This is a genomic window from Tsuneonella troitsensis, assembly GCF_001441535.1.
GTDB lineage: Bacteria > Pseudomonadota > Alphaproteobacteria > Sphingomonadales > Sphingomonadaceae > Tsuneonella > Tsuneonella troitsensis.
The window spans coordinates 22,574-47,247 of the sequence record NZ_LMAU01000002.1 but is presented as its reverse complement, the minus strand read 5'-3'; the positions used below and the strand labels follow the sequence as shown (position 1 = coordinate 47,247).

Annotated in this window: 26 protein-coding genes; 10 read left to right on the top strand and 16 right to left on the bottom strand. The window is 66.1% G+C overall.

What is annotated here, in order from left to right:
* From AR323_RS03795 to AR323_RS03785, 3 genes are all read right to left on the bottom strand, one after another.
* Entirely contained in the window at positions 1-651 is a 651-nt protein-coding gene (locus tag AR323_RS03795; protein ID WP_057882647.1) for an XrtA/PEP-CTERM system exopolysaccharide export protein, read from the bottom strand.
* Positions 652-827: 176 nt separating this feature from the next.
* Positions 828-2,057 carry a pyridoxal-dependent decarboxylase, exosortase A system-associated gene (locus tag AR323_RS03790; protein WP_057882646.1) on the bottom strand — a complete coding sequence of 410 codons (1,230 nt, stop codon included), beginning with the start codon at positions 2,055-2,057 and terminating at the stop codon, positions 828-830.
* Positions 2,054-3,568 carry an acyl-CoA ligase (AMP-forming), exosortase A system-associated gene (locus AR323_RS03785; protein ID WP_057882645.1) on the bottom strand — a complete coding sequence of 505 codons (1,515 nt, stop codon included), beginning with the start codon at positions 3,566-3,568 and terminating at the stop codon, positions 2,054-2,056. Before AR323_RS03785 ends, AR323_RS03790 begins: the two co-directional genes overlap by 4 nt.
* A gap of 26 nt (positions 3,569-3,594) precedes the next feature.
* Between AR323_RS03785 and AR323_RS03780 the strand changes: the two genes are divergently transcribed.
* Genes AR323_RS03780 through AR323_RS03765 form a run of 4 tightly spaced genes read left to right on the top strand, consistent with a single transcriptional unit; the run spans position 3,595 to position 6,351 of the window.
* A complete protein-coding gene (locus AR323_RS03780; protein ID WP_164461521.1) occupies positions 3,595-4,566 on the top strand; it encodes a GNAT family N-acetyltransferase in 972 nt (323 codons plus the stop codon).
* Positions 4,567-4,601: 35 nt separating this feature from the next.
* Positions 4,602-4,892, top strand: coding sequence for a phosphopantetheine-binding protein (locus AR323_RS03775; RefSeq protein WP_057882643.1), 291 nt, complete (start codon positions 4,602-4,604; stop codon positions 4,890-4,892).
* The gene (locus tag AR323_RS03770; RefSeq protein ID WP_057882642.1) at positions 4,889-5,575 is read left to right on the top strand and encodes a hypothetical protein; all 687 of its coding nucleotides are present in this window, start codon (positions 4,889-4,891) and stop codon (positions 5,573-5,575) included. The genes AR323_RS03775 and AR323_RS03770 overlap by 4 nt, the downstream gene beginning before the upstream one ends.
* Positions 5,572-6,351, top strand: coding sequence for a hydrolase 1, exosortase A system-associated (locus AR323_RS03765; protein ID WP_057882641.1), 780 nt, complete (start codon positions 5,572-5,574; stop codon positions 6,349-6,351). Before AR323_RS03770 ends, AR323_RS03765 begins: the two co-directional genes overlap by 4 nt.
* Positions 6,352-6,362: 11 nt before the next feature.
* Here AR323_RS03765 and AR323_RS03760 read toward each other — a convergent pair whose 3' ends face one another.
* The 8 genes from AR323_RS03760 to AR323_RS03730 all read right to left on the bottom strand — a co-directional run bounded on the left by AR323_RS03760 (position 6,363) and on the right by AR323_RS03730 (position 14,637).
* Positions 6,363-7,553 (bottom strand): class I SAM-dependent RNA methyltransferase, encoded by a 1,191-nt coding sequence (locus tag AR323_RS03760; RefSeq protein WP_057882640.1) that lies wholly within the window; start codon positions 7,551-7,553, stop codon positions 6,363-6,365.
* On the bottom strand, positions 7,550-8,947 hold the full coding sequence (locus AR323_RS03755; protein WP_057882639.1) for a bifunctional ADP-dependent NAD(P)H-hydrate dehydratase/NAD(P)H-hydrate epimerase: 1,398 nt from the start codon (positions 8,945-8,947) through the stop codon (positions 7,550-7,552). The genes AR323_RS03760 and AR323_RS03755 overlap by 4 nt, the downstream gene beginning before the upstream one ends.
* Positions 8,934-9,290 carry a hypothetical protein gene (locus tag AR323_RS03750; protein WP_057882638.1) on the bottom strand — a complete coding sequence of 119 codons (357 nt, stop codon included), beginning with the start codon at positions 9,288-9,290 and terminating at the stop codon, positions 8,934-8,936. The genes AR323_RS03755 and AR323_RS03750 overlap by 14 nt, the downstream gene beginning before the upstream one ends.
* Positions 9,290-11,134: a dihydroxy-acid dehydratase gene (ilvD, locus tag AR323_RS03745; protein ID WP_057882637.1), complete on the bottom strand. Its 1,845-nt coding sequence runs from the start codon at positions 11,132-11,134 to the stop codon at positions 9,290-9,292. The genes AR323_RS03750 and ilvD overlap by 1 nt, the downstream gene beginning before the upstream one ends.
* 66 nt (positions 11,135-11,200) lie before the next feature.
* Entirely contained in the window at positions 11,201-11,872 is a 672-nt protein-coding gene (locus AR323_RS03740) for an N-formylglutamate amidohydrolase (protein ID WP_321164527.1), read from the bottom strand.
* Between the two features lie 59 nt (positions 11,873-11,931).
* Positions 11,932-12,729: a 4-(cytidine 5'-diphospho)-2-C-methyl-D-erythritol kinase gene (locus AR323_RS03735; protein ID WP_057882636.1), complete on the bottom strand. Its 798-nt coding sequence runs from the start codon at positions 12,727-12,729 to the stop codon at positions 11,932-11,934.
* A 6-nt stretch (positions 12,730-12,735) separates the two neighbouring features.
* Positions 12,736-12,978 (bottom strand): hypothetical protein, encoded by a 243-nt coding sequence (locus tag AR323_RS14635; RefSeq protein WP_152980295.1) that lies wholly within the window; start codon positions 12,976-12,978, stop codon positions 12,736-12,738.
* Between the two features lie 12 nt (positions 12,979-12,990).
* Positions 12,991-14,637 carry an electron transfer flavoprotein-ubiquinone oxidoreductase gene (locus AR323_RS03730; protein ID WP_057882635.1) on the bottom strand — a complete coding sequence of 549 codons (1,647 nt, stop codon included), beginning with the start codon at positions 14,635-14,637 and terminating at the stop codon, positions 12,991-12,993.
* Between the two features lie 74 nt (positions 14,638-14,711).
* On the opposite strand from AR323_RS03730, the gene AR323_RS03725 reads away from it, so the two are divergent.
* The 6 genes from AR323_RS03725 (at position 14,712) to AR323_RS03700 (ending at position 20,436) form a co-directional block, all read left to right on the top strand.
* Positions 14,712-15,485, top strand: coding sequence for a uracil-DNA glycosylase family protein (locus AR323_RS03725; protein WP_152980294.1), 774 nt, complete (start codon positions 14,712-14,714; stop codon positions 15,483-15,485).
* On the top strand, positions 15,464-17,227 hold the full coding sequence (locus tag AR323_RS03720; protein WP_123321815.1) for a lytic transglycosylase domain-containing protein: 1,764 nt from the start codon (positions 15,464-15,466) through the stop codon (positions 17,225-17,227). The genes AR323_RS03725 and AR323_RS03720 overlap by 22 nt, the downstream gene beginning before the upstream one ends.
* Positions 17,227-17,754: a molybdenum cofactor biosynthesis protein B gene (moaB, locus tag AR323_RS03715; RefSeq protein ID WP_057882632.1), complete on the top strand. Its 528-nt coding sequence runs from the start codon at positions 17,227-17,229 to the stop codon at positions 17,752-17,754. The genes AR323_RS03720 and moaB overlap by 1 nt, the downstream gene beginning before the upstream one ends.
* Positions 17,755-17,793: 39 nt before the next feature.
* Positions 17,794-18,879 carry a PA0069 family radical SAM protein gene (locus AR323_RS03710; protein WP_057883152.1) on the top strand — a complete coding sequence of 362 codons (1,086 nt, stop codon included), beginning with the start codon at positions 17,794-17,796 and terminating at the stop codon, positions 18,877-18,879.
* Between the two features lie 96 nt (positions 18,880-18,975).
* Positions 18,976-20,049 (top strand): PAS domain-containing protein, encoded by a 1,074-nt coding sequence (locus tag AR323_RS03705; protein WP_083495236.1) that lies wholly within the window; start codon positions 18,976-18,978, stop codon positions 20,047-20,049.
* A gap of 9 nt (positions 20,050-20,058) precedes the next feature.
* Positions 20,059-20,436, top strand: a complete 378-nt coding sequence (locus AR323_RS03700; RefSeq protein ID WP_057882631.1) for a response regulator — start codon at positions 20,059-20,061, stop codon at positions 20,434-20,436.
* Between the two features lie 3 nt (positions 20,437-20,439).
* Here the strand turns inward: AR323_RS03700 and AR323_RS03695 are convergent, their stop codons facing one another.
* The 5 genes from AR323_RS03695 to AR323_RS03675 all read right to left on the bottom strand — a co-directional run bounded on the left by AR323_RS03695 (position 20,440) and on the right by AR323_RS03675 (position 24,674).
* Positions 20,440-20,943, bottom strand: a complete 504-nt coding sequence (locus AR323_RS03695) for a GNAT family N-acetyltransferase (RefSeq protein WP_057882630.1) — start codon at positions 20,941-20,943, stop codon at positions 20,440-20,442.
* A gap of 4 nt (positions 20,944-20,947) precedes the next feature.
* Positions 20,948-22,747, bottom strand: a complete 1,800-nt coding sequence (locus AR323_RS03690; RefSeq protein ID WP_057882629.1) for an acyl-CoA dehydrogenase C-terminal domain-containing protein — start codon at positions 22,745-22,747, stop codon at positions 20,948-20,950.
* 12 nt (positions 22,748-22,759) lie between these two features.
* A complete protein-coding gene (locus AR323_RS03685; protein WP_057882628.1) occupies positions 22,760-23,203 on the bottom strand; it encodes a MerR family transcriptional regulator in 444 nt (147 codons plus the stop codon).
* A gap of 32 nt (positions 23,204-23,235) precedes the next feature.
* Entirely contained in the window at positions 23,236-23,616 is a 381-nt protein-coding gene (hisI, locus tag AR323_RS03680) for a phosphoribosyl-AMP cyclohydrolase (protein WP_057882627.1), read from the bottom strand.
* A 260-nt stretch (positions 23,617-23,876) separates the two neighbouring features.
* Positions 23,877-24,674, bottom strand: coding sequence for a ComF family protein (locus tag AR323_RS03675; RefSeq protein ID WP_057882626.1), 798 nt, complete (start codon positions 24,672-24,674; stop codon positions 23,877-23,879).

Genomic DNA, 24,674 nt, shown 5'->3' with positions numbered 1-24,674 from the left:
TCAGAACATGCTTTCGGGAATGATGATCACGTCGCCGGGCTGGAGCATCACGTTCGCCTTGCTCTCGCCCTTCTTGAGCAGATCGCCGAGGCGCAGGTCGAATTCGCTCTGGCGGCCGGCCTGCTTGTCGAACCGGATCAGCTTCGCCCGGTTGCCGGCGGCGAATTCGCTGAGCCCGCCCACGGCGATCATCGCGTCGAGCACGGTCATGTTGGCGCGGAACGGGATGGACGCGGGCTTTTCCGTCGCACCGATGATCCGGACCTGCTGGCTGAACGTGCCGGCGAAATTGGTCACGATCACGCTGACGAGGGGTTCCTCGATGTACTGTGAAAGACGCTGGCGGATATCCTCCGACAGCATGGCCGGCGTCTTTCCGACGGCTGGCAGGTCGTTGACCAATGGCGTCGTGATCCGGCCGTCGGGACGGACCTGAATCTTTTCGGCGCTGAGTTCCGGATTGCGCCATACGCTGATCGTCAGCTCGTCGAGCGGGCCGATCACGTAATCCTCACCCGGCCCTTCCTGCATCGAGACGAAGGAGGCGGGCGGCAGCTGAGTGTCCGCTCCGCCGGTCGTAGCGCAACCCGTCAGGGCGAGTGCGGCAAGCGCGGTGGTGGCGAAAAGCGTGTTGCGGCCATGGGCAGGCATCGAAGCATCCTTGGAATCGAAGAAGCGCCGTTGCGATGCGTGAGCCGCGAGCGACCCGGCACACCGCGCAGTTGCGGGTAACTGTCGGGTTTCTCGTTTAAATTGGTGAACATACCGTTAGGTTTGAAGCGCATTAACCCGAGCAGTCCCATCGCGGGACGGCGCGCGCGAAAATGTTAAACCAGCAACTCGCGCGCGGGCCCCTGCCCCAAAAAGTTAGCCGGAGACGCGCTTGCGCCGTAAGCTCCGGCGCAGAACACGGCGACCAGATCGCCGACTTCTGCGTGGGGAAGCATGGCCTTGTCGGCCAGCCGGTCGAGCGGGGTGCACAGGCAGCCTACCACGCTGGCCTCTTCGGTCGGCTCGTCCGCGAACCGCGTGGCGATGGCGAGCGGATAGTTCCGCCGGACGACCGTGCCGAAATTGCCCGAGGCGGCAAGCTGGTGATGGAGCCCGCCATCGGTAACGAGGTAAGTCTCCCCGTGGCTGACCTTGCGGTCGACGATCTCGCACAGATAGACCCCGGCCTCACCGACGAGGAATCGGCCCAGTTCGATGCACAGCCTGGTGTGCGCGAGCGTTTCGGGAAGGTGAGCGAACCGTTCGGCCAGCCGCGCGCCGATGAGCGCGAGGTCGACCGGCGTGTCACCCGAAAAATACGGAATGCCGATCCCGCCGCCCATGTTCAGCTTGGGCAGCGGACCGTGCCCGATCTCCCGCGTCAGCTGGTCGGCAAGGTCGAGGACGTTGCCCTGCGTTTCGGCAATGGCCTCTGCGTCGAGTGCCTGGCTGCCGGTAAAGATGTGCAAGCCCTGCCAGTCGGCACCGGAAGCCACGATCCGGCGGACGAGGTCCGGCACGCGATCGGCGTCGACCCCGAACGGCTTTGCGCCGCCGCCCATCTTCATGCCGCTGCCGCGCAACTCGAAATCGGGATTGACCCGCACCGCCAGCCGCGGACGGATCTCCAAGCGTTCGCCGATGGCAATGGCGCGTTCCGCCTCGGCAGCGGATTCCAGGTTGATCGTGACCCCTGCGGCAATCGCGGCATCCAGCTCCGCATCGCGCTTGCCCGGCCCGGCGAAGCTGACGAGCGATGGATCGATACCGGCATCGAGCACCTTGGTCAGTTCTCCGCCGGATGCGATGTCGAAGCCGTCGGCCAGGCCCTTCATATGCTCGATCACGGGATGCCAGGGGTTCGCCTTGACCGCGTAGTGGATCGCCAGCCGCTCGGGCATTGCCGCCCGCAGTTCGGCCATGCGGCTGTCGAGCATCTGGCGCGAATAGACGAACAGCGGCGTCCCGCCTGCTTGTGCGACAAGCTCGCGCGCGGTGAACCCGCCGATCGCGAGCTGCCCGTCCCTGGCCGCATAGCCGGCAGGTATCGGACCCAGCGGCTTCATTCGCTCATCTCCTGTGCGAGGGCATTGCGGTCGAGCTTGCCGTTCGGATTGCGCGGCATCGCGTCGTAGGTGCGGATGGTACGGGGTTGCATGAAATTGGGGAGCGCGGCGGCCAATGCCTTGCGGAAAGCCGCCTCGTCGAAAGTCGCTTGCGGCCGAACGGCGAGGCACACGACCTGACCCAGACGCGGGTCCGGTACGCCGACCGCCACGGCTTCGGCCACCGCTCCGGTCGCAATCGCCGCGTCCTCGACCTCCTGCGGGCTGATCCGGTTGCCGGCGCTCTTGATCATCGCATCGCGCCGCCCGACGAAATAGAGCAGGCCGTCGCCGTCGCGCCGAACCCGGTCGCCCGACCACACCGCCATCCCGCCATAGGCCGAGGCGGCTGGCGCAGCCTTGAACCGCTCGGCGGTGCGCTCCGGGTCGTTCCAGTAACCGTGAGCGACGAGAGGCCCGGCGTGGACCAGTTCGCCTTCCTGGCCATCGCCGGCCAGCGACCCGTCGTCCGCCACCACCAGTATCTCGGCGAACGGGATCGCCTTGCCCATCGAGGTCGGATGACTGTCCACCAGCGCGGGGTCGAGATAGGTCGAACGGAACGCCTCGGTCAGGCCGTACATCGGGAACACCCGCGCCTGCGGGAATATGCGGCGTAGCGACCGGACGAGCGGCTCGGTCAGCGCTCCGCCGCTGTTGGTCAGGCGCCGCATGGAGGCAGTCGCCTCTTCGGGCCAGTCGAGTTCGGTCAACTGCACCCACAACGGGGGGACGGCGGCCAGCGTCGTGATGCGGTGGCGGGCACAGGCCTTCACCACGTCGCGCGGCATCAGGTAATCGAGCGGGACGACCGAGCCGCCGGCGTACCATGCGCTCAGCAACTGGTTCTGGCCGTAATCGAAGCTGAGCGGCAGCACCGAGAGCGTCACATCGTCTGCGCCCAAACCCAGATAATGCGCGACGCTAACCGCGCCGAGCCACATGTTCGCGTGGCTGAGGACGACCCCCTTGGGCTTCCCGGTCGAACCGCTGGTGTAGAGGATCGCCGCGATATCGTCCGGGTCGTGGTCCGACGGTCCCATGATCGCAAGCGCATCGAGCCCGCTGACGAGGTCTGCTTCCGTCACGGTATCGCACCCGGCGGGCAGGTCGCCATCCTCGAGGCTGGCGAGCCGAGCCTCGTTGCCGATCAGCATGACGGCGCCGCTGTCTGCGACGATGTGCGCAACCTGCATCCGTTTGAGCAGCGGATTGATGGGCACGTGGACCACCCCGGCGCGGGCGCAGGCGAGCGGCAGCAGGCAGGTCGCCTCTCCCTTCGCCGCCCAGCTCGCGATCCGATCGCCCGTCGCAGCGCGCCCGGCGAGCCAGGTGGCAAGCCGCCCGACACGGGTTCTTAAGTCCTGATGGTTAAGCGACCCCATGCGCAAGACCAGCGCCGGCGCATCGCCCCTGCCCCTTTCGGCAAGGTGATCGAGCGGCCGGGGCCGGGGATCGAGCGCAAGGGTCATGGTTACTCCGAAGGGGCGAAACGGCTTTGGTCGCGGTCAGCTATCACGACACGGTTAACGTCTTGCAAGCCGTCGATGCGGCTGCATCGGGACCGTTCGACCGCGCCGAATGGTTCGCCCTGCTGGCCAAAAGCGGCGCAAAGCCGCTGGTGGCGCTTGCGTCCGATTGTGCCGGGACGACCGCGATGGTCTTGAGCGAAACCCATGGCGACATCCAGTCTTTGCGTAACTGGTACACGTTCGGCTGGAGACCTTTGGGACCGACGAGTGCCCTTGGCGGAATCGCAGCCGGTCTTCGCAGCCGTGCGCACCGTGTGACGCTCTGGCCCGTGCCGGACGAAGACGGCAGCGCCGCCGCGCTTGCCGCTGCGTTTCGCACCGCTGGATGGCGGGTGACGGTCGAGCAATGCGACCACAACCACGTTCTGCCCGTCCGGGGCCGCAGCTTCGCGGAGTACTGGGAGGGCCGGCCCGGCCAGATGCGCACCACGCTGAAACGCAAGGCGAAGAAAGTCGAGGTCGCGATCCTCGATCGCTTCGACGATTCCGTTTGGTCCGAATACGAAGCGATTTACGCCGAAAGCTGGAAGCCCGAAGAAGGCGATCCAGCGCTCTTGCGCGCGTTCGCCGAGGCAGAAGGCGAAGCAGGCCGCATCCGGCTAGGCGTTGCGCGGGCAGAGGGACAGGCGGTCGCCGCGCAGTTCTGGACCGTGGAGAGCGGGATCGCCTACATCCACAAGCTCGCCCATCGCGAAAGCGCGAAGCCGCTGTCCGCCGGTACGACACTCAGCGCCGCGCTGTTCGAACGCGTAATCGATGTCGACCGCGTGAACCTGGTCGATTTCGGAACCGGCAACGACCCCTACAAGCGCGAGTGGATGGAGATCGACCGGCCGCGCTATCGCATCGACTGCCTCGACCCGCGCCAGCCTGCCGCCTGGCCCCAGCTTGCCCGGCGCGGCGTGCGCGCGCTTGCACGCGGCCTGCGCGCCAGCTAGGGCGCCCACCGTTTCGTTAGGGGAAAGAAGCCCGGATGACTGACGGCCACAAGCTTGCACCGAGCCGCGGGGCGATCGACGCGAAATTGCGTGCGATCCTCTCCGACGTTCTCGGGCTGGACGCCGACCGCGTTGCCGATTTCGATAGCGAAACCGGGCTGTTCGGACACCTTCCCGAACTCGATTCGATGGCCGTCGCGGGTCTGCTGACCGAGATGGAGGACCGTCTCGATATCGTGATCGACGACGACGACGTCGACGGCGAAATGCTCGAAACCTACGGCGGCCTGCTGGCCTTTGCCGAGGGTAAAGCCGCCTCGGCGTGACCCCGTTCGAACTCACCGAATGGCCGTGCCCCGCATCCGGCGGCGGCACGCGAGACGAGTTGGCGCTAACCTTCGACCGAAGGAGGGACCGGCGCCTGGTCGTGTTGCCGGCGTGGTTCGACGAGGCGAACAAGCTGCGTCGCCAGACCGTCGAGGTCATGCGGCAGCTGGATGGATCCGGGATCGACAGCGTGCTGCCGGATTTTCCGGGCACCAACGAAAGCCGCGCAAAGCTGGAAGACCAGACGCTCGACGGCTGGCGCGCCGCTGCGGCTGCTGCAGCCGGGCATTTTCGGGCAACCCACGTGCTGACGATCCGCGCCGGCTCACTCCTTGCACCACAGGGACTTCCCGGCTGGCGCTACGCCCCGATCGGCGGCCGGCAGGTGATGCGGGCCATGCTGCGGGCGCGGACGATTGCTGCGAAGGAAGCAGGCGCGGCCGAACGGACCGAAGACCTGCAGGCGGCCGCGCGGCGCGAAGGGATCGACTTGGCGGGCTGGCGCCTTGGCGCCGAGATGTTCGCCGCTCTCGAAAGCGCCGAGCCCGACACCGCGCTCAGCGAGATCGAGCAAGCGTCACTGGGCGGACCGGGCCTTTGGCTGCGGGCGGAACCGGGCGACGATGCGGCGCAGGCCGGTGCGTTGGCGGCAGCGGTCGCGGGCGGGATCGGCGCCGCATGAACCGCTACCACCTGACCTTCGGGTGCGACGGCAGCACGCTTGCCGGAACGCTCGACACCGCGCCTGGAACCAGCGGTCTGCTGATCGTCACCGGCGGCAACGAGGTCCGCGCGGGCGCGTTTTCCGGCCAGGCTGCGCTTGCCCGGTCGATTGCCCAGGCCGGTTTCCCCGTCTTTCGTTTCGACCGCCGCGGCGTGGGCGACAGCGAAGGCGAGGATCGTGGTTTCCGCGCGAGCCGGAAAGACATCCTCGCCGCGATTGAGGCATTCCGCGCGATGCTGCCGGCGATGAACCGGATGATCGCCTTCGGCAACTGCGACGCGGCCAGCGCGCTGATGCTGATGAGGGGCGACCTGTGCGACGGGTTGGTCCTGTCCAACCCCTGGACCATCGAGCAAGACGACGGCGCCCTGCCGGCCGACGTCATCCGTTCGCGCTATGCCAGCAAGCTCAAGGATCCGCGCGAGCTGGTCCGTCTCGTCACGGGCAAGATCGACCTGGGAAAGCTGGCGCGCGGAATCGTCCGCTCGGTCGGCCCGGCGCCCAAGGTCACCACGCTTGCGCAGGACATGGCGGCGGGCCTCGACGCCTCGACCAAGCCTTACCGGTTCCTGCTCGCCCAGAACGACCGCACCGCGCAGGTCTTTCGCGAATCGTTTCCGCTCGATCCCGACGCCGATGTCCGGGTCTGCGAGAATGCGAGTCACGCTTACGTCGAACCGCATGCGCGCGACTGGCTGAAGGTGGAATTGCTGGCTGCTTTGCGCGGCAAGTAGTGCCGCGGCCGTCAGCGGACGAACAGGCTCGCGAGTTCGACGTGGGTCGACCAGCGGAATTGTCCCACCGGGCGTAGGTCCGCGAGGCGAAAGCCCGCATCGGCCAGGACGCGGGCATCCTTGGCCCAGCTTGCCGGGTTGCAACTGATATAGACCACGCGTTCGACCGTGCTGGCCGCAATGCGCGCGACCTGCTCCCGAGCACCGGCACGAGGCGGGTCGAGCACCACGGCGTCGAACGCGGAAAGCTCGTCGGGCATCACGGGGTTGCGGAACAGGTCGCGATGATGCGCCTCGACCGGGACGCGGTGCCGCGCAGCTGCTGCCCGGCAGGCGAGATGCGCATCGCGCGCAGCCTCGTAGGCGCTGACCGGCTTTCCCAGGGCGAAGGCGAAAGTCCCCAGACCCGCGAACAGGTCCGCCGCCGAGGCGCTTGCGGCCAGCCATTCCTTCGCAGCTGACACCAGCGCGGCTTCACCGTCCGCCGTCGCCTGAAGGAATGCGCCGGGCGGCAGGCCGACGGGCACCGATCCCAGCGTTACGGTGACGGGCTCGGGCTCCCACACCGGTTCGGCCCCGTAACCGAGATCGACCGACAGCCGCGCCAGTCCGTTCTCGCGCGCGAAATCGAGCGCGGCCTCGGTCGCCTCGAGCCCCTCCATCGCGAGGCCCTTCAACCCCACGTCCACGCCCTGATCGGCAAGCGTCAGGTCGATATCGACCGCCCAGCGTCCGCGCTGGCTCGCCAGCATCCTGCGCAAGGGCGCGACGAGGGCGAACAGTTCGGGCCGCAGCACATGGCATTCGGCCAGATCGACGATCCGATGAGAACCCGCCTCGCGAAACCCGAGTGCGACCTTGCCGCCAGCGGGCTGCGCGTGCAGCGATGCGCGACGGCGGCTGCGCGGCGGGGACAGGTGTGTCGGCGCCAGCACCTCAGGCTCGAGCCCCTGCGAGCGCGCGGCGTGCAACACACGGTCACGCACGAAGGCGGCCAGCGCTCGTTCGTCGAGATGCTGCAACTGGCAGCCGCCGCAGCGCCCGAAATGACGGCACGGCGGAACGGCGCGGTGCGGCCCCGGCTCCACCGTTCCGTCGGCCAGCACCACATCGCCCGGCGCGGCCAGCGCGACATGGCGTCCGCTCGCCGTGACGCCGTCGCCCTTGGCGGCGACCCGCACGATTTTCTCAGGTTCGATCACAGGAAGCGCGCGTAAGCTGCTGGAATGGAATGGACAAGACCGTCGGCCGTAAACGCCGGGCTGGCGATCCGCGCAGCTTCCGAATGCAACCAAACCGCCTCGCCCGCCGCGACGAACGGATCGCGACCGGTGGCGAGGTGGCTCGCCGCCAGTCCTGCCAGCACATCGCCGGTGCCCGCGGTCGAGAGCCATGTCGATGCAGGTCGGAAGAACGCGATCCTCCCCTCGCCCGACGCGAGCACGGTATCGGGTCCCTTGGCGAGCACGGTCATACCCGTGCGGGTGGCCAATCCCTGCGCGCGGTCCACCTTGCCCGTCGCCGAGATGCCGAATGCCTCGCACAACCGCGCCAATTCGCCTTCGTGGGGCGTGAGCAGCAGCCGCGACGCATCGACACCCTCGATCGCCTCGTCGTCGAGCAGGTGGAGCGCGTCCGCATCGATCACGGTCGGCACGCCCACCTCCAGCACGGCGGCCAGCCTTGCCCGTGCAGTGTCGTCCCGGCCCAGGCCCGGACCGACCAGCAGCGCCGACCAGCGGCGGTCGTCCAGCGCGGTGCCGAGGTCGCGCTCGTCGACCACCAGCGATGCCGGGGCCGCGGGGTGCGACTTGTCGGAGAGCAGCTTCACGTACCCCGCCCCACCGCGCATTGCCGCGCCTGCGGCCAGCAGCGCCGCCCCGGTCATCGAACCGGAGATCACGCCGACCAGCCCGCGCGAATACTTGTGCGCCCCGCGCTCGGGCGCGGACGGGCGCGGACGCGCGAAGACGCTCGCGGCTCCCGGGTGTGGCTCGATCCCGATATCGACCAGCCGCACTTCGCCCATCCGCTCGAGCGCGGGCATCAGGAAATGCGCCGGCTTCCACGCGCCCAGCGCAAGCGTCAGGTCGAACCGGGGAACGGTGCCAAGCAGCGCTCCGTCGTCGGTCGCGACCCCGCTCGGCAGGTCGATCGCGACGGAGAAAGCATGGCGCGCCGCGAGCCTGGCGAGCAATTCCTCGTGTTCGGCGGACAGCGACCGTTCCAGGCCCGATCCGAACAGGCAATCGACGAACACCCCGCCGTGCCGATCGTCGGCACCGCTGGCGGCCGCACCCTGCCAGGCCGACCGCGCGCTCGCGGCAGCATCGGTCCTAGGTTCGACGGGAGCGACCACGGACACCGCCAACCCGCGCCGGTGCAGGGTTTCCGCGATCACGTAACCGTCGCCGCCGTTGTTGCCCGGTCCGCACAGCACCGTGACCGAGCGGCCCGCAGCCATGCGCCATACCCACTCCGCTGCGCCGCGACCGGCCCGCAGCATCAGTTCGTCGACCGACACGCCCTGTGCGATCGCCGCATCCTCGGCAGCGCGCATCTGGGCTGTGGTCAGGACCTGATCAGGGCTGCGCATCGATATCGGCCGGAAAACGATAGCGGTCCGCGCCGACGGCAACCTCGAGCACCTGCGGCTGCCCGACGAACGCGTTGATCGCGTCGTCGGCCCCGTCGACCGCGATCATCCCGCTGCGATCGTCGGCGATCCGCAGACGCCGGAACTTCCCGTCCGGATGCCGGACCACGAACTCTGGACCCTGCTCGCCCTGAACACGTTCCACCAGGCAATCTTCGCCGAAGTCCGAGCCTTCACCCAAGGCGCACTCGATCGATTTTGCACCGGCGACGGCCTGCGGCTGGGTTTCACCTCCGCCACACGCACCAAGCGCCACACAACCCAGCAGCACAGCAATCCGCATCAGCGACGCAACCGGCTTACGTCGCGGACCGCTCCGCGGGCTGCGCTGGTCGTCATCGCCGCATAGGCCTGCAGCGCGGGCGACACGGCACGCGGGCGCGGCTTGGCCGGATACCATCCCTTCTCGTCCTGCGCGGCGCGGCGACGGGCGAGCTCATCGTCGGGCACGACGAGCTGGATGGTGCGATTGGGAATGTCGATCTCGATCCAGTCGCCATCCTGCACCAGTCCGATCGTTCCGCCCTCCGCCGCTTCGGGACTGCAATGCCCGATCGAAAGTCCGCTCGTGCCGCCCGAGAAACGTCCGTCGGTCACCAGCGCGCACTCGGCGCCCAGCCCCTTCGACTTGAGGTAGCTCGTCGGGTAGAGCATCTCCTGCATCCCCGGCCCGCCGCGCGGCCCTTCGTAGCGGATCACCACCACGTCGCCCGACACGACTTGGTCGGTAAGGATCGCCGCCACCGCCGCGTCCTGGCTTTCGTAGACCTTGGCCGGGCCGCCGAAGCTGAGGATGCTCTCGTCCACCCCCGCGGTCTTTACGATGCAGCCGTCCTTGGCGAGGTTGCCGAACAGTACCGCGAGGCCCCCATCCTGGCTGAAGGCGTGCTCCTTCGACCGGATCACGCCGGACTGCCGATCGGTGTCGAGCGCTTCCCACCGCTTGTCCTGGCTGAAGGCGGTCTGCGTGGGGACCCCGCCCGGCGCGGCGCGGTAGAAATCCTGCACCTTCGGATTGTTCGTCAGCCGCACGTCCCAGTCGGCCAGCGCATCGCCCATTGTCGGCGAGTGGACTGTGGGCAGCGCCGTGTGCAACAGTCCGGCACGGTCGAGTTCGCCGAGGATGCCCATGATCCCGCCCGCGCGGTGGACGTCCTCCATGTGAACGTCGCTCTTGGCGGGCGCGACCTTGCACAGGCACGGCACTTCGCGGCTGAGCCGGTCGATGTCCTGCATGGTGAAATCGACCCCCGCCTCGTGCGCGGCGGCAAGCAGGTGGAGCACGGTGTTGGTCGACCCGCCCATCGCGATGTCGAGGCTCATGGCGTTCTCGAACGCCTCGAACGTGGCGACGTTGCGCGGCAGAACGCTTTCGTCGCCCTCGCCGTAATAGCGGTTGCACAATGCGACCACGAGGCGCCCGGCCCGCTCGAACAGGCCCTGCCGGTCGGCATGGGTGGCGAGCACCGATCCGTTGCCGGGCAGCGAGAGGCCGAGTGCCTCGGTCAGGCAGTTCATCGAATTGGCGGTGAACATACCACTGCACGAACCGCAGGTCGGGCAGGCGGCCTTCTCGATTTCGGCCACTTCCTCGTCGGTGTAGGACTCGTCCGCCGCGGCGACCATCGCGTCGACGAGATCGAGCGCGACGGTCTTGCCGTTCACCACCACCTTGCCCGCTTCCATAGGACCGCCGCTGACGAACACAGCCGGAATGTTGATTCGCATTGCGGCCATCAGCATGCCGGGGGTGATCTTGTCGCAGTTGGAGATGCACACCATCGCGTCGGCGCAGTGTGCGTTGACCATGTATTCGACGCTGTCGGCGATCAGTTCGCGGCTGGGAAGCGAATAGAGCATCCCGTCGTGCCCCATCGCGATGCCATCATCGACCGCTATCGTGTTGAATTCCTTGGCCACTCCACCAGCCACCTCGATCTGGCGGGCAACCAGTTGGCCAAGGTCCTTGAGGTGGACGTGGCCCGGCACGAACTGGGTGAAACTGTTCACCACGGCGACGATCGGCTTGCCGAAATCGCCGTCCTTCATGCCCGTCGCGCGCCACAGGCCGCGCGCGCCGGCCATGTTGCGGCCGTGGGTGGAAGTGCGGGAGCGAAGTTCGGGCATCGGGCAGGTCCTTGAAAGTCGGGATAGGCCTAGGCCAACCGCCGCGCCGACCCCAACGGCTTTTCCTTAGGCCGCCTCAAGCATGAGTGCCACCCGGGCCGCGACCTCGGCGATCAGATCGCCCCATCGCTCCTGGGCTTCCGGGGTATCGATCCGGTCCTGTCGCACCTCGATGCCGAGGTAGGGGAGCCCGCGCGCCTCGGCATGGCGGTTCATCGTCGCGTTGAGGTCCTTGCCCGAAAAGGGTTCGTTGTCGCCGACGGTCAGACCCGCTTCCGCGAACAGGCGGATGCCGTGCCGCGCGGCGCGATCGTCGGTGTTGTAGAGCACGCCGACTTCCCACGGGCGGCTGGCGGGCGCGCTTTTCAGCGCGGGGGTGAAACTGTGCAGCGAGATGCACAAGCCCGGACGAACAGCGTCCAGCCATGCCGAAAGCGCGTCATGGTAGGGGCGATGGAAGCAGTTTAACCGCTCTTCCCGGTTCGCACCGACATTGCCCGGGATCGTGTGCCCATCGCTGCTGTCGGGGACCACCCGCGGATCGTCCTCGTCGCGGTTGAAATCGCACACCAATCGGCTGACGGTGGCAAGGTGAGCCGGGACGCCATGACGTCGCGCCAAGTTGGTCGCGACACCCTCCACTCCGATGTCGATCGCAATGTGCTCATGCATCAGCGCCGGGTCGATACCGAGTTCGATGTCGGACGGCACGAAGTTGCTGGCATGGTCGGCGATCAAAACGATGCCGCCTTTGCTCGGTTCAGGGCCGATGCGGCGCCAGGGCTGCCACTCGCCGATCAAGGACGGAGCTTCCCGGCCATTTGCCACCACTCGCGCGGCAGCGACGCCGCCGCGGCATCGCGATCCGCCTCGCTGGCATAGAGCGCGAAACAGGTCGCACCCGAACCGGACATACGGGCAAGCTTCGCCCCGTCGCGCAGGGCATCCAGCACCTCGGCAATCTGCGGCACCAACGCCATGGCAGGCGCTTCGAGGTCGTTGCGGCCTTCGGCGGCAATGCGCGAAGCGGGACCATCGGGCAGCGGACCGCAATCCTCGCCGTCCCAACCGGCAAAGACCGGCCCGGTCGCAAGCGGTACGCGCGGGTTCACGAGGAGGACAGGAGCGCCCTCCATGTCGTTGACCACGCGCGACAATTCGGTGCCTGTCCCGTGACCGAGGCACATCTTGCTCGTCACGCACGCGGGCACGTCTGCGCCCAGCTTGGCTGCCCTTGCCGGCCAGTCGTCAGGCAGCCCATGCAGCGCCTCGACGATCCGGAACACTGCCCCCGCATCCGCCGACCCGCCCCCGAGCCCCGCAGCGACCGGAAGCGTCTTCTCCAGCGTCAGCGCCAGCCCTTGCGAGCGGGGTAGTTTCGCGAGCGCCTGCGCGCCAATATTACCAAACGGATCAGCGATTTGCGGGGCGAACTCGCCAAAGATCGTCAACTCGTCGCGTTCGGCGGGACGCGCAGTGAGCCCGTCCCCCGCATCGACGAACGCGAACAGCGTCTCGAGCTCGTGATACCCATCCTCTCGCCGCCGCCGGACATGCAGCGCGAGGTTGATCTTGGCGTAGGCGGTTTCGTGCAAGGCTGGCTAGAATTTGCGTTGAAAGCGAACGCGCTTGGATCCCAATACGAGAAAAGTCTCGTATGGGGTGTCCTTCATTGCCGCCCGCACGGGGCCGCTACCGTCAACAACATTCGCCCAATATTGAGGCCGGAGTGCACTATCTAGGAGCTTGCTTCCAATGAGCCCCTCTATCTTGTGAAATGGTAGCTCGAACTCGCGAAGCTTTTGCTCGCGACAATAATCCGCCAGGGCATCAAACTTGGCCACCAATCGGCCTCCTCACATATTCGGATAATTCGGACCGCCGCCGCCCTCGGGCGTGACCCAAGTGATGTTTTGGTTGGGGTCCTTGATGTCGCAGGTCTTGCAGTGGACGCAGTTCTGCGAGTTGATCTGGAACTTCGGCGCGCCGGTCGCCTCGTCCACCAGCCACTCGTAGACCCCAGCCGGACAATACCGTGCCGAGGGTCCGCCATAGACGCCCAGCTCGCTGCGCTTCTGCAGGTCCATGTCCTTGACGATCAGGTGGCACGGCTGGTTCTCGGCGTGGTTGGTGTAGCTGAACGCCACGCTGGTCAGCCGGTCGAAGCTGATCACGCCGTCGGGCTTGGGATAGGCGATCTTCGGATAGAGATCGGCGCGGCCCGTCAGCTCGTAATCGGGCTCGTGCTTGAGCGCGGGGATGATCGGCATCTTGAGATAGCGCAGCCACATGTCGAGGCCGGCGATCACGGTGCCGATGTCGCCGCCGAACTTGGCGACGGCGGGCTGCGCGTTCTGGACCAGCTTCAGTTCGTCCGCGATCCAGCTCGAACGAACCGCCGCGTCGTAGTCCATCAGCGCGGTATGCTCCTCGCCCCGCCCGATGGCGGCGGCGATGCTTTCGGCGGCGAGCATCCCGCTCTTCATCGCGGTGTGGCTACCCTTGATGCGCGGCACGTTCACGAAACCGGCCGCGCAGCCGATCAGTGCGCCGCCGGGGAACGCGAGTTTGGGCACCGACTGCCAGCCGCCCTCGTTGATCGCCCGCGCACCATAGGCCACGCGCTTGCCGCCCTCGAGGTATTCGCGGATCGCCGGGTGTTGCTTCCAGCGCTGGAACTCCTGGAACGGGCTGACCCAAGGATTGCGATAGTCGAGCGCCGTGACGAATCCGATCGCGACCTGGCCGTTCGCCTGATGGTAGAGGAACCCGCCACCCCAGCTCTCGCTTTCGGTCAGCGGCCAGCCCTGGGTGTGGATCACGCGCCCCGGAACGTGCTTGTCGGGCGCGATGTCCCAGATCTCCTTGATACCGAGCCCGTAGACCTGCGGCTGGCAATCCGCCTCGAGATCGAAGCGCTTCTTGAGTTGCTTGGTCAGATTGCCGCGCGCCCCTTCGGCGAACAGCGTGTACTTGGCGTGGATCTCCATGCCGGGCTGGTAATCGCCCTTGTGACTGCCGTCGGCCGCAACGCCCATGTCCTGCGTGATGACTCCGGTGACGGTTTCACTGTCGTTGATGATGAATTCGGCAGCAGGAAACCCGGGAAAAATCATCACGCCGAGCGCTTCGGCCTGCTCGGCGAGCCAGCGGCACAAGTTGCCGAGGCTGCCCGTGTAGCACCCGTCGTTCGACATGAAGGGCGGCATGATCAGGTGCGGGAGCGACGTCTTGCCGTTCTTCGAGAGAACCCAGTGCCAGTTGTCGGTCACCGGCACCTCGGCCATCGGGCAACTGTCGCGCCATTCGGGCAGCAGTTCGTCTAGCGCCTTGGGATCGACCACCGCGCCCGACAGAATGTGGGCGCCGATTTCCGAACCCTTTTCGAGCACCACGACTTCGAGCGCGTCGTTCAATTGCTTCAGCCGGATCGCAGCGGCCAGCCCGGCCGGGCCTCCACCGACGATCACAACGTCGCACGGCATCGATTCGCGTTCGCTCATGCCCTCAGGCTCCCAGTTCGAATATCGGCGAAACGCTTGATTGCAGCGCGGGGGCAGGTCAAGACCCATGTCCCGTGCAACGCCCACCAACCTCTCCTCTGGAAGCGGACGTCGCCGCCGCGCTTTCGTGGTGGCGCGGGGCGGGCGTGGATGCGGTGTTCGCCGACGAGCCGAGCGCCTGGCTGGCCGATCCCGAGGCGGAAATTCCGGCGCAGGAAGTTTTCCGCACAAAGGCCTCGGCGGCCAAGCCGGTAGTTGCCGAACCCTCAATCGGGGGCGAGCAGGCAAGCTGGCCGCAGGATCTCGACGCATTCCGTTCATGGTGGCTCTCGGAGCCATCGCTCGACGAGGGCGGGCTATCACCGCGCGTCGCTCCGACCGGCGAAGCAGGCGCGGACCTCATGATCCTTGTCCCGATGCCGGAGGAAGCGGACCGCGATAGCTTGCTGTCAGGTCCGGAGGGTCAGTTACTCGAAGGGTTCCTGGCTGCCGCGGGAATCGCCACGGACAAAGTCTATCGCGCCTCGGTCCTTCCGCGGCACACACCGCTTGCCGACTGGGCCCAGATCGAGCGGCAGGGAATGGGTGCCCTGCTCGCTCATCACGTGTGGATCGCTCGGCCCAAACGGCTCTTGGTGCTGGGACGCAACATCCTGCCGCTCTGTGGGCACGATCCAGCGCAAGGCACTCAAAAGTTACGCTCCTTCAACCATGAAGGCGGCAGGGTACCTGCCCTGTTCACGTTCGGGCTCGGACGGTTGCACGAGAATTGGCAAGCGAGAGCCCGCTTGTGGAAGGAATGGCTGGAGTGGACGGAAACCGACGCATGGCGCGAAGCAGCCGATTGATCGCTATTATTGCGGGAGCGCTCGCCTGCAGCACCGCCGCGCCTGCCCTCGCCAATTCCAGCGCCGCCGAATACTTCCGGAACCGCGCCAATTCAACGACTGTCCCCGAACTGCTGAACCAATCGGATCGCGACTGGTACAGGTCGCTGTTCGCCGCGATGGACGCGAAAGACTGGACGCGGGTGGACATGATGTTCGCCGAGCGGCCGGACGGCCCCCTCCACCAGGTCGCGAAAGCCGAGTACTTCCTCGACGCAGCGAGCCCGAAAATCGAGTTGCCCGCGATCGAAAGCTGGCTGGCGCAGGGCACGCACCTTCCGCAGGCTTCGAAAGTGGCCAGCCTCGGGCTCAAGCGCGGTCTGACCGCGATGCCCGGCCTGCCTGCCGAGCAGCGACTTGTCCCGCAAGGATATGCGCCGCGCCGGGTACTGCCCTCTGCGGTCAACGACGGGACGATGCCCGAGACCGTCAAGTCGGCGATCATCGACCGGATCAAGAACGACGACCCGGAGGGTGCCCGCGTGCTGCTCGACGGGGTCGATGCCTCGCTTTCCGGCGAAGCGCGGGCCGAATGGCGCCAGCGCGTTGCGTGGAGCTATTACATCGAGAACCAGGACGCCGCCGCGCTGGCGATGGCGCGCACCGTCCGCGAGGGCGGAAGCGGTGCCTGGATCGGTGAAGGCGACTGGGCGGCTGGTCTTGCTGCGTGGCGCCTGGGCGATTGCGACCAGGCTGCCGACGGCTTCCAGCGCGCGGCGGGATCGGCGCAGAACCTCGAACTGACCGCTGCGGCGCATTACTGGGCCAGCCGTGCCTTCGTCCGCTGTCGCCAACCGGAGCGCGCGGCCGAGCAGTTGCGCGGCGCCGCTCGGCTCGACGAGACGCTCTACGGCATGCTGGCACGAGAGGCGCTGGGGCAGGAAGTTCCGGGCGGCAAGCGCACCGCAGACTTCACCTTGGCCGACTGGCAGCGCCTGCGCGGATCGCCCAACGTGCGCACCGCGGTGGCGCTTGCCGAAATCGGGCGGGATTCGCTGGCTGACGACGTCCTGCGGCACGAGGCGAGGATCGGTTCGGCGAGCGAGTACGAGGCCCTTTCACGGCTCGCTCGCGAACTCGGCCTGCCTGCCACCCAGCTGTGGATGTCCGCCAACGCTCCGCGCGGTGCGCGCGCCGAAACCGCGCTGCGCTACCCCGCACCGCGCTGGCAGCCCGCGACCGGTTGGAAGGTCGACCCGGCCCTGGCCTTCGCCCACACCCTGCAGGAATCGCGTTTTCAGGCGGGCGCAGTCAGCCCCGCTGGTGCACGCGGCCTGATGCAGATCATGCCCGCGGCAGCGCGCGATCACGCCCCCAGCCTGGGCGTCAGCGGATCGCCCAGCGACCTCAACCGCCCGGAGATCAACCTCGCCTTCGGCCAGCGCCATCTTGCGATGCTGCGCGACAGTTCTGCGACCGGCGGACTGCTGCCCAAGATCATGGCCGCCTACAACGCTGGCCTGACCCCGATCACGCGCTGGAATTCCGAGATCCGCGACCAAGGCGACCCGCTGCTCTATATGGAGAGCATCCCGTACTGGGAGACGCGCGGCTACGTCGGCATCGTGATGCGCAACTACTGGATGTACGAACGGCAAGCGGGTGCGGGTTCGGACAGCCGGCTCGCTCTGGCGCAAGGTATGTGGCCGACCTTCCCCGAGCTGTCGGGCAGCAAGGGTGTCCGCCTGAGCGCAAACCGGTAATGCCGATCGATCCGGCACGGGACTTCCGGTCGATCAATATCGCCCTGCTGACCGTTTCGGATACCCGGACGCCCGCCGACGACACCAGCGGCGACATCCTGGCAGAGCGCATCTCGGACGCTGGGCATTCCCTGGCCGAGCGCGGAATCGAGAAGGACGATGCGGACCTGCTTGTCGCCCGGCTCACCGGCTGGATCGACGATCCGGCGATCGACGCGATCGTCACCACCGGAGGTACCGGACTGACGGGCCGCGACGTGACGCCCGAAGCGCTCGACCGGATCAAGGTCAAGGATATCCCCGGTTTCGGAGAGCTGTTCAGGATGCTGAGCTACCGATCTATCGGGACCAGCACCGTCCAAAGCCGGGCCGTGGCGGTGGTTGCGCGCGGGACCTACATCTTCGCGCTTCCCGGATCGAATGGCGCGGTGAAGGACGGGTGGGACGGGATCCTGGCCGAACAGCTCGATAGCCGGAACCGCCCCTGCAACTTCGTCGACCTGATGCCCCGCCTGCGCGAGAAATAGGACTTTCGAAGAACGCTTGTTCCGCTTATGTTCCAAATCATGGAGCGGCGAGTCGAACCACCAGTGAGCGGTCGCGGCGCGCAAGGAGCGCTCGTGCCGACGCGCTTTGGCCTGGCGACGCGCGAAGTCGACGGCGATTGGCGGGACCATGTCGAAAAGCTCGACGGTCCGCCGGTGAAGCTGCGGACGACCGTTACCGAGGAACAACCCAAGACGATCCTGACCTTCAACACCTCGCCGGACGTGCCGTTCGACCGTTCGGTGAACGCCTATCGCGGGTGCGAGCATGGGTGCGTGTACTGTTTTGCGCGTCCGACTCATGCCTATCACGACCTGTCGCCGGGTCTCGACTTCGAAACCAAGCTGTTCGCCAAGCCCGATGCGGCGCGCCTGCTGCGCGAGACCCTCGCCAAGCCGCGTTACCGGCCACGCCCTATCGCAATGGGGACCAATACCGACCCCTATCAACCAATCGAGCGGCAGTATCGCATCACGCGCCAGGTGTTAGAGGTGTGCCTCGACGCAGCCCACCCAGTCACGATCACGACGAAGTCCGATCGGGTGCTGGACGATCTCGATCTGCTTTCGAAACTCGCCGAGCGCCGCCTTGTAGCGGTGTCGGTATCGGTGACCTCTCTCGATCCGAAGTTGTCGGGTATGCTCGAACCTCGCGCCGCGGCACCGGCCAAACGGCTTGCGGCCCTCGGTCGCCTGGTCGAGGCGGGCGTTCCGGTGCATTGCTCGGTTTCGCCAATCATCCCGGCGATCACCGACCAGTTCATGGAGGAGATCGTCGCCCGTGCGGCGGCGGTGGGGGTGCGGTCCGCGGGCTGGATACCGCTCCGTCTGCCGCACGAGGTCGCGCCGCTGTTTCGGGAGTGGCTGAGCGTCCATTTCCCCGAACGCGGCGACAAGGTGATGGCGATCGTACGAGCGATCAGAGGCGGCCGCGACAACGACCCCGATTTCTTCACCCGGATGAAGCCGTCGGGCGTCTGGGCCGATCTGTTCCGCGCGCGCTTCGTCCTAGCCTGCAAGCGCGCCGGGATCGGCAAGGAGCGGTTCGAACTCGACTGCACCCGTTTTCATCGACCATCGATAGGCGGGCAGATGCGATTGCTTTAATCGTTGATCAGGAACCGAATTGCGCTTGAAGCGATGTAGTCTCTTGAACCAGCGAGAGGCGACCTGTCGCCGCAACCGGGCGAACATTCGACTACGATGGCCGATACAGAAGATCGCAAGGGGTATTGGAGCGGCGCGAATGCGCCCCAAATCACCAGCGATCACCCCACCCATCCCGACTACAAGCACTTCCCCGGTGCGACGGGTCTGCTGTTCGAACAGGCCATGGCGCAAACGCGCATGGCGGTCATTCTGACCGATCCGTGGCAAGACGACGAGCCGATCATCTTCTGCAACGAGGCGTTTTGCCGCCTTACTGGCTACTCACCGGAAGAAGTGGTCGGTCGCAATTGTCGATTTCTGCAAGGACCACGGACCGCAGCAGAACCGGTCGCCCGGATGCGCGAGGCGATAGCAAATGAAGACGTGGCCATCGTCGAGGTGCTGAACTACCGGAAGGACGGCTCCACGTTCTGGAACGCGCTGCACCTGGGGCCTATCTACGACGAAACTGGCAAGCTGCTCTATTTCTTCGGCAGCCAATGGGACGTCAGTGACGTTCACCAGGCGCGCGCGGAAGAACGGCACGCGCGCGCGATGGCACGTGAGGTATCCCACCGCCTGAAGAACGTGTTCGCGGTTATCGGCGGTATCGTAAACATCACCGGTCGGTCGATGCAGTCGATGGATGTCGCGAAAAAGATCAACGAGCGGGTACAGGCGCTCGGCCGCTCATATGAACCGACGCTGGACGAGGCGATATTGGGTTCGATCGAACTCGGGCAGGCAATCCGCTCGGTTCTTGCACCGTACGACCCCGAAGGCGACCGAATCCGTTTCCACGGCAATGGGGCGCGAACCGAACCAAATGCCGTTTCGACGATCGGACTAACGCTGCACGAGCTTGCCGCGAACGCGAGCAAGTACGGGGCGCTGTCCAACGATCTTGGCTCGATCGACATCAACTGGTATGTCGACGACAATAATCCAAAAACGCTGGTCATTACTTGGACGGAGCGCGGTGGCCCGCTTGTCTCCGCCCCTCCCGAAAGCAGCGGAACCGGTTTCAACATCGCTCGCACGCTACTCAGCCACAATCGCGGCGAACTCGCCACCGAATGGAGGCCGGAAGGTCTCCATGCGACGCTCACTATGCCGATCTCCGGCTGAAAGCTCTCGATGCAACAACGCTATCTCATACTCGAAGACGAACCGCTGATCGCGATGGACCTCAAATTCGCGTTCGAGGATGCGGGGGTCGAAGCCGTCACCGCATCCTCTTGCGCCGAGGCCGTCCGCGAGATCGAGACCGGCGGTCTCGCCGGCGCGGTGCTGGACGTGAACCTCGGCCGGGGCGAGACCTGCGAGGAGGCTGCCAAACGGCTCCGGGCCGGTGAAATCCCGTTCGTTCTCCACACCGGCGATCTCAACCGGGTGGGCGAATTCCTCCGCAGCCTCGGCGCGCCGATCCTCGCAAAGCCGCGCGCAGCAGAGGACGTTATCGCCCATGTCATGAAGATGGTAGGCCACGGCCTGGATCCGCGCGCCAGCGCCTGAGGATCAGCGGGTCAGGTCGCGCTGCATGTAGAGCGTATCCAGAACCTTGCCGAACTTGCGACCGACCCGTCGCATGCGTCCGGCTTCCACGAAACCGGCCTTTGCGTGGAGGGCTACGCTGGCCGGTTCGGCGCCGCCGGCCACCGCGATCATTTGTTCGAAGCCGCAGATTTTCGCCGCTTCGACGAGTGCGCTGATCAGCTTCGAGCCCACCCCCTGCCCGAGGTATTCGGCCGAGACATAGATGCTGTCCTCGCATGTGTGGGCATATGCCGGCCGATCCCTGAACTGGGCGGCATAGGCGTAACCCACCACCACGCCCGACAACTCGGCGACAAGGAACGGCCAACTCTTTGCAAGGATCGCGGAGATCTTCGCCTCCCACTCAACCAAAGCCGGCGGAACGGTATCGAAGCTCGCAGTCCCATGCCGGAAGTGATGGGCGTAGATCGCCGCCACCGCCGGCGCGTCGGCCACCTTGGCCGAGCGTACCTCGACCCCCGTCATCGCATCATGCGGCGGTGAGGAACATGTCCTCGTCGAGAGCCATCATCGCCTCCGCACCGGCTTCGATCTTGCGTCGCAGCGCGCCGCAATCGGGGCCGTAGCGTTCGAAGAAATAGCGCGCGGTGGTGATCTTCGCTTCATAGAACGCCTTGTCGCCAGCGCCTTCCGCCAGCCTGGCGGAAGCGACCTTGGCCATCTTGAGCCACATCCAGCCCAGCGACACGATACCCATGATCGTCATGTAATGGTGCGCGCCTGCGCCCAGGTTGTTGGGATTCGCCATCGCGTTCTGCATGAACCACATCGTGGCGGCTTTCTGTTCGCCCGCGGTCTTGGCCAGTGCATCGGCCAGTGGCTTGAGATCGCCTTCGGTTCCAGCGATTTCCTCGTCCACCTTGGCGAAGAATGCCTGGATCGCAGCGCCTCCCTTGTGCGCCAGCTTGCGCCCGCACAGGTCCATCGCCTGGATACCGTTGGTCCCTTCGTAGATCATAGCGATGCGGGCATCCCGCACGAACTGTTCCATCCCCCATTCCTGGATGTATCCGTGGCCGCCAAAGACCTGCTGCATGTCGGTGGCGACGGCATAGCCCTTGTCGGTACCGTACCCCTTGATCACCGGGGTCAGCAGGCCGAGCAGGTCGTCTGCCAGGGTGCGCTCTTCCTCGGCTTGCGCCTTGTGGGTCAGGTCCACCTGAAGCGATGCATAAAGATACAGTGCACGCATACCCTCGGTGAACGCCTTGGCGTCCATCAGCATACGCCGCACGTCAGGGTGGACGATGATGCTGTCGGCCTTCTGATCGGGTTCCGCCGGACCGGTCAGCGCGCGGCCCTGACGGCGATCGCGAGCATAGGCGACCGCGTTCTGATAGGCGACCTCGGCTTGCGCAAGTCCCTGAATGCCAACGCCGAGACGCGCCGCATTCATCATGACGAACATGGCGGCGAGACCGCGCATCTCTTCGCCCACGAGCCAGCCCTTGGCACCGTCGTAATTCATCACGCACGTGGAGTTGCCGTGAATGCCCATCTTGTGCTCGAGCGATCCGCACTGGACGGCGTTCCGCTCGCCCAGGCTGCCGTCGTCGTTGACCAGCACCTTGGGCACCACGAACAGGCTGATACCCTTGCTGCTTTCAGGCGCACCGGGGGTCTTGGCGAGGACGAGATGGATGATGTTCTCCGTCAGGTCGTGCTCGCCCGCGGAAATGAAGATCTTGGTGCCGGTGATGGCATAGCTGCCGTCAGCCTGCGGTTCGGCCTTGGTCCGGATCAGGCCGAGGTCGGTACCGCACTGCGGCTCGGTCAGGTTCATGGTGCCCAGCCACTTGTTGGCGATCATGTTGGGCACGTACCGCTGCTTGAGCTCGTCGCTACCGAAGGCCAGCAGCGCACTGACCGCGCCGTTGGTCAGGCCGGGATACATCCCGAACGAGTGGTTCGCAGTCGACGCGAATTCCTCGAGCACGAAGCCGAGGACGTGGGGCATGTCCTGCCCGCCGAAATCGGACGGGGCGGACAACGTGGACCAGCCGGCCTCGACATACTGGTCGAAGGCATCCTTGAAGCCGGTCGGCGTGGTGACTGAACCATCGGGATGACGGGTGCAGCCTTCCTTGTCGCCAATCTGGTTGAGCGGGGCCAGCACCTCGGCACAGAACTTGCCGCACTCGTCGATCACGGTGTCGATCAGGTCGGGCGTCGCGCTCTCGAATCCGGGCAGGTTGCCATAGCTGGCAAGCTCAAGCACTTCGTTGACGACGAACTTCGTGTCGCGGGTCGGGGCGGTATAGATCGGCATGGAAAGTCCTTCTTATCCTTCGTCGGCCACGCGCTCGACATGCGCGATGAACTCCGAGAGCTCATTGATCGCGGAATCGATATCGTCGCGCTGGCGTTTCATCTTTGCGACATGCGCGCGGCATTTCTCGATCGTGACGCGCCGCTGTTCGACCCGGTTGTCTCCCAGGTCGTAAAGGTCGATCATCTCGCGGATTTCGCCGAGGCTGAACCCGACGTTCTTGGCCCGCATGATCCAGGCCAGGCGGGCGCGGTCGCGCTTGGAATAGATTCTCGCCAGACCCACCCGGCGCGGGGCGATCAGCCCTTCGTCCTCGTAGAACCGCAAGGCACGCGCCGTGCAGCCGAATTCCTCGGTCAGGTCCGAGATCGAGAACTGCTCGCGCTCGAGCAGGTCGGGGCGATCGATGTGTGCACCCTGATGGGCGGAATCGGACGTGTGCGCGGTTTCGGCCATGGTGGCCGAATAGCCGCTCCTTTACGTTTGCGTCAAGTATTGACGGGCCGGAGAGCGTCGCCTTCGAGCTCGCGGTAGAAGCAGCTCGGCGCACCCGTATGACAGGCCGGCCCTACCGGCCGGCATACGAGTATCAAGGCGTCCTGGTCGCAATCCACCAGAATGCGGTCGACGCGCAGGACGTTCCCGGACGTTTCGCCCTTCATCCAAAGCCGCCCCCGCGACCGCGAATGGAAATGCGCCAAGCCCGTCTCTCGAGTCTTGGCGAGTGCTTCTGTGTCCATGTGGGCGAGCATGAGAACTGAGCCTCCATCCGCGTCTACGACAATGGCCGTTATTAATCCGGCTCCATCGAACTTGGGCGTGAACGGAGCGCCTGGCGCTTCGGACGGTACATCTGGTGTTTGTTGCATGATAACAACAGCCCTCTTTCAAAATCTTCGACCGCGCAACATGCCCCTTTGATGATGGGCGGTTCAATGAGACACAGCGCTCGCAGCCTGAGAGGGCAGCGAACCGGAACGACGGTGCCAACAGAGCGCCAGGTTCAGGGACCGCCGAAGGAAGTATCGCGCGCATTTGGAAAAGGGTGCAGCGCGGCTCCGGAAGCAGACGATGAGGGATCGGATCCACGTGGCCAAGGGGGTGGCCGCCGAAGATCCAGTAAATTTCGTCACGGTGCGCCCGGGGTTTCGGCCTCGGGCGTTTCGCTTTGGGGGCGAATGCCTTCCGCTTCGTCGAGTACCCGCGCGAAGCATCCGACAATCACCCGCTCCGCTCCCGCTCGCTTGAGGGCGCGAACGCACGCTTCGCTCGTCGCGCCGCTCGTCAGCACGTCGTCGACCAGGATGACCTTGGCGCCCTTCAACGCCGCTGCTTTCGTTGGCGAAACCGCGATCGCGCCTGCCAGAGTTCGAGCGCGCGCCTTGCGCCCCAAGCCGCCGAGCGCGGGGGTGCGTTTCGTCCTGACGAGGCCGTCCACCACCAGCCTTGCGCCCGTGCTGCGGGCAATCTCGCGTGCCAGCAGCGCCGCTTGATTGAAGCCGCGCGACCACAGCCGCCAGCGATGAAGCGGCACCGGGACGACGATCCAGTCCCCTTCAAGCTTCGGCAGCCGCGCGACGATCAGCCGCGCGAGCATCGGCGCAAGCGCGATGCGCCTGCCGTGCTTGAAGGCAAGAACGAGTTTGCGCGAACCATCGCCATAGAGCGTGCCCGCCGCGATCCCGTCGTGACGCGGGGGATCGGCAAGACACGGCGCGCAGGTCGCCCCCTCCCCTACGTGCGCGTCGCCGAACGGTCGCTGGCATAGCGTGCAGGCCGGTTTTCCGGGAATGCGCAGTTCGCTCCAGCAGCCGGCGCACAATCCCGTCTGCGCGCCGATGGACGTGCCGCACAGCGGACAGCGCGGCGGATAGACGAGGTCGACGAGCGGGGCGATGCCTTCGCGCAAGGTGGCGGTAACGCTCAC

What these genes read in the sequence shown, in the direction of transcription:
- ilvD (WP_057882637.1), bottom strand. Translation starts at nt 11,134, where the DNA reads ATGCCCGAACTTCGCTCCCGCACTTCCACCCACGGCCGCAACATGGCC.
- AR323_RS03705 (WP_083495236.1), top strand. Translation starts at nt 18,976, where the DNA reads ATGGCCGATACAGAAGATCGCAAGGGGTATTGGAGCGGCGCGAATGCG.
- AR323_RS03685 (WP_057882628.1), bottom strand. Translation starts at nt 23,203, where the DNA reads ATGGCCGAAACCGCGCACACGTCCGATTCCGCCCATCAGGGTGCACAC.
- AR323_RS03795 (WP_057882647.1), bottom strand. Translation starts at nt 651, where the DNA reads ATGCCTGCCCATGGCCGCAACACGCTTTTCGCCACCACCGCGCTTGCC.
- AR323_RS03785 (WP_057882645.1), bottom strand. Translation starts at nt 3,568, where the DNA reads ATGACCCTTGCGCTCGATCCCCGGCCCCGGCCGCTCGATCACCTTGCC.
- AR323_RS03775 (WP_057882643.1), top strand. Translation starts at nt 4,602, where the DNA reads ATGACTGACGGCCACAAGCTTGCACCGAGCCGCGGGGCGATCGACGCG.
- AR323_RS03700 (WP_057882631.1), top strand. Translation starts at nt 20,059, where the DNA reads ATGCAACAACGCTATCTCATACTCGAAGACGAACCGCTGATCGCGATG.
- AR323_RS03750 (WP_057882638.1), bottom strand. Translation starts at nt 9,290, where the DNA reads ATGCGGATTGCTGTGCTGCTGGGTTGTGTGGCGCTTGGTGCGTGTGGC.
- AR323_RS03720 (WP_123321815.1), top strand. Translation starts at nt 15,464, where the DNA reads ATGGCGCGAAGCAGCCGATTGATCGCTATTATTGCGGGAGCGCTCGCC.
- AR323_RS03710 (WP_057883152.1), top strand. Translation starts at nt 17,794, where the DNA reads ATGGAGCGGCGAGTCGAACCACCAGTGAGCGGTCGCGGCGCGCAAGGA.
- AR323_RS03695 (WP_057882630.1), bottom strand. Translation starts at nt 20,943, where the DNA reads ATGACGGGGGTCGAGGTACGCTCGGCCAAGGTGGCCGACGCGCCGGCG.
- AR323_RS03765 (WP_057882641.1), top strand. Translation starts at nt 5,572, where the DNA reads ATGAACCGCTACCACCTGACCTTCGGGTGCGACGGCAGCACGCTTGCC.
- AR323_RS03690 (WP_057882629.1), bottom strand. Translation starts at nt 22,747, where the DNA reads ATGCCGATCTATACCGCCCCGACCCGCGACACGAAGTTCGTCGTCAAC.
- AR323_RS03730 (WP_057882635.1), bottom strand. Translation starts at nt 14,637, where the DNA reads ATGAGCGAACGCGAATCGATGCCGTGCGACGTTGTGATCGTCGGTGGA.
- AR323_RS03790 (WP_057882646.1), bottom strand. Translation starts at nt 2,057, where the DNA reads ATGAAGCCGCTGGGTCCGATACCTGCCGGCTATGCGGCCAGGGACGGG.
- moaB (WP_057882632.1), top strand. Translation starts at nt 17,227, where the DNA reads ATGCCGATCGATCCGGCACGGGACTTCCGGTCGATCAATATCGCCCTG.
- hisI (WP_057882627.1), bottom strand. Translation starts at nt 23,616, where the DNA reads ATGCAACAAACACCAGATGTACCGTCCGAAGCGCCAGGCGCTCCGTTC.
- AR323_RS03755 (WP_057882639.1), bottom strand. Translation starts at nt 8,947, where the DNA reads ATGCGCAGCCCTGATCAGGTCCTGACCACAGCCCAGATGCGCGCTGCC.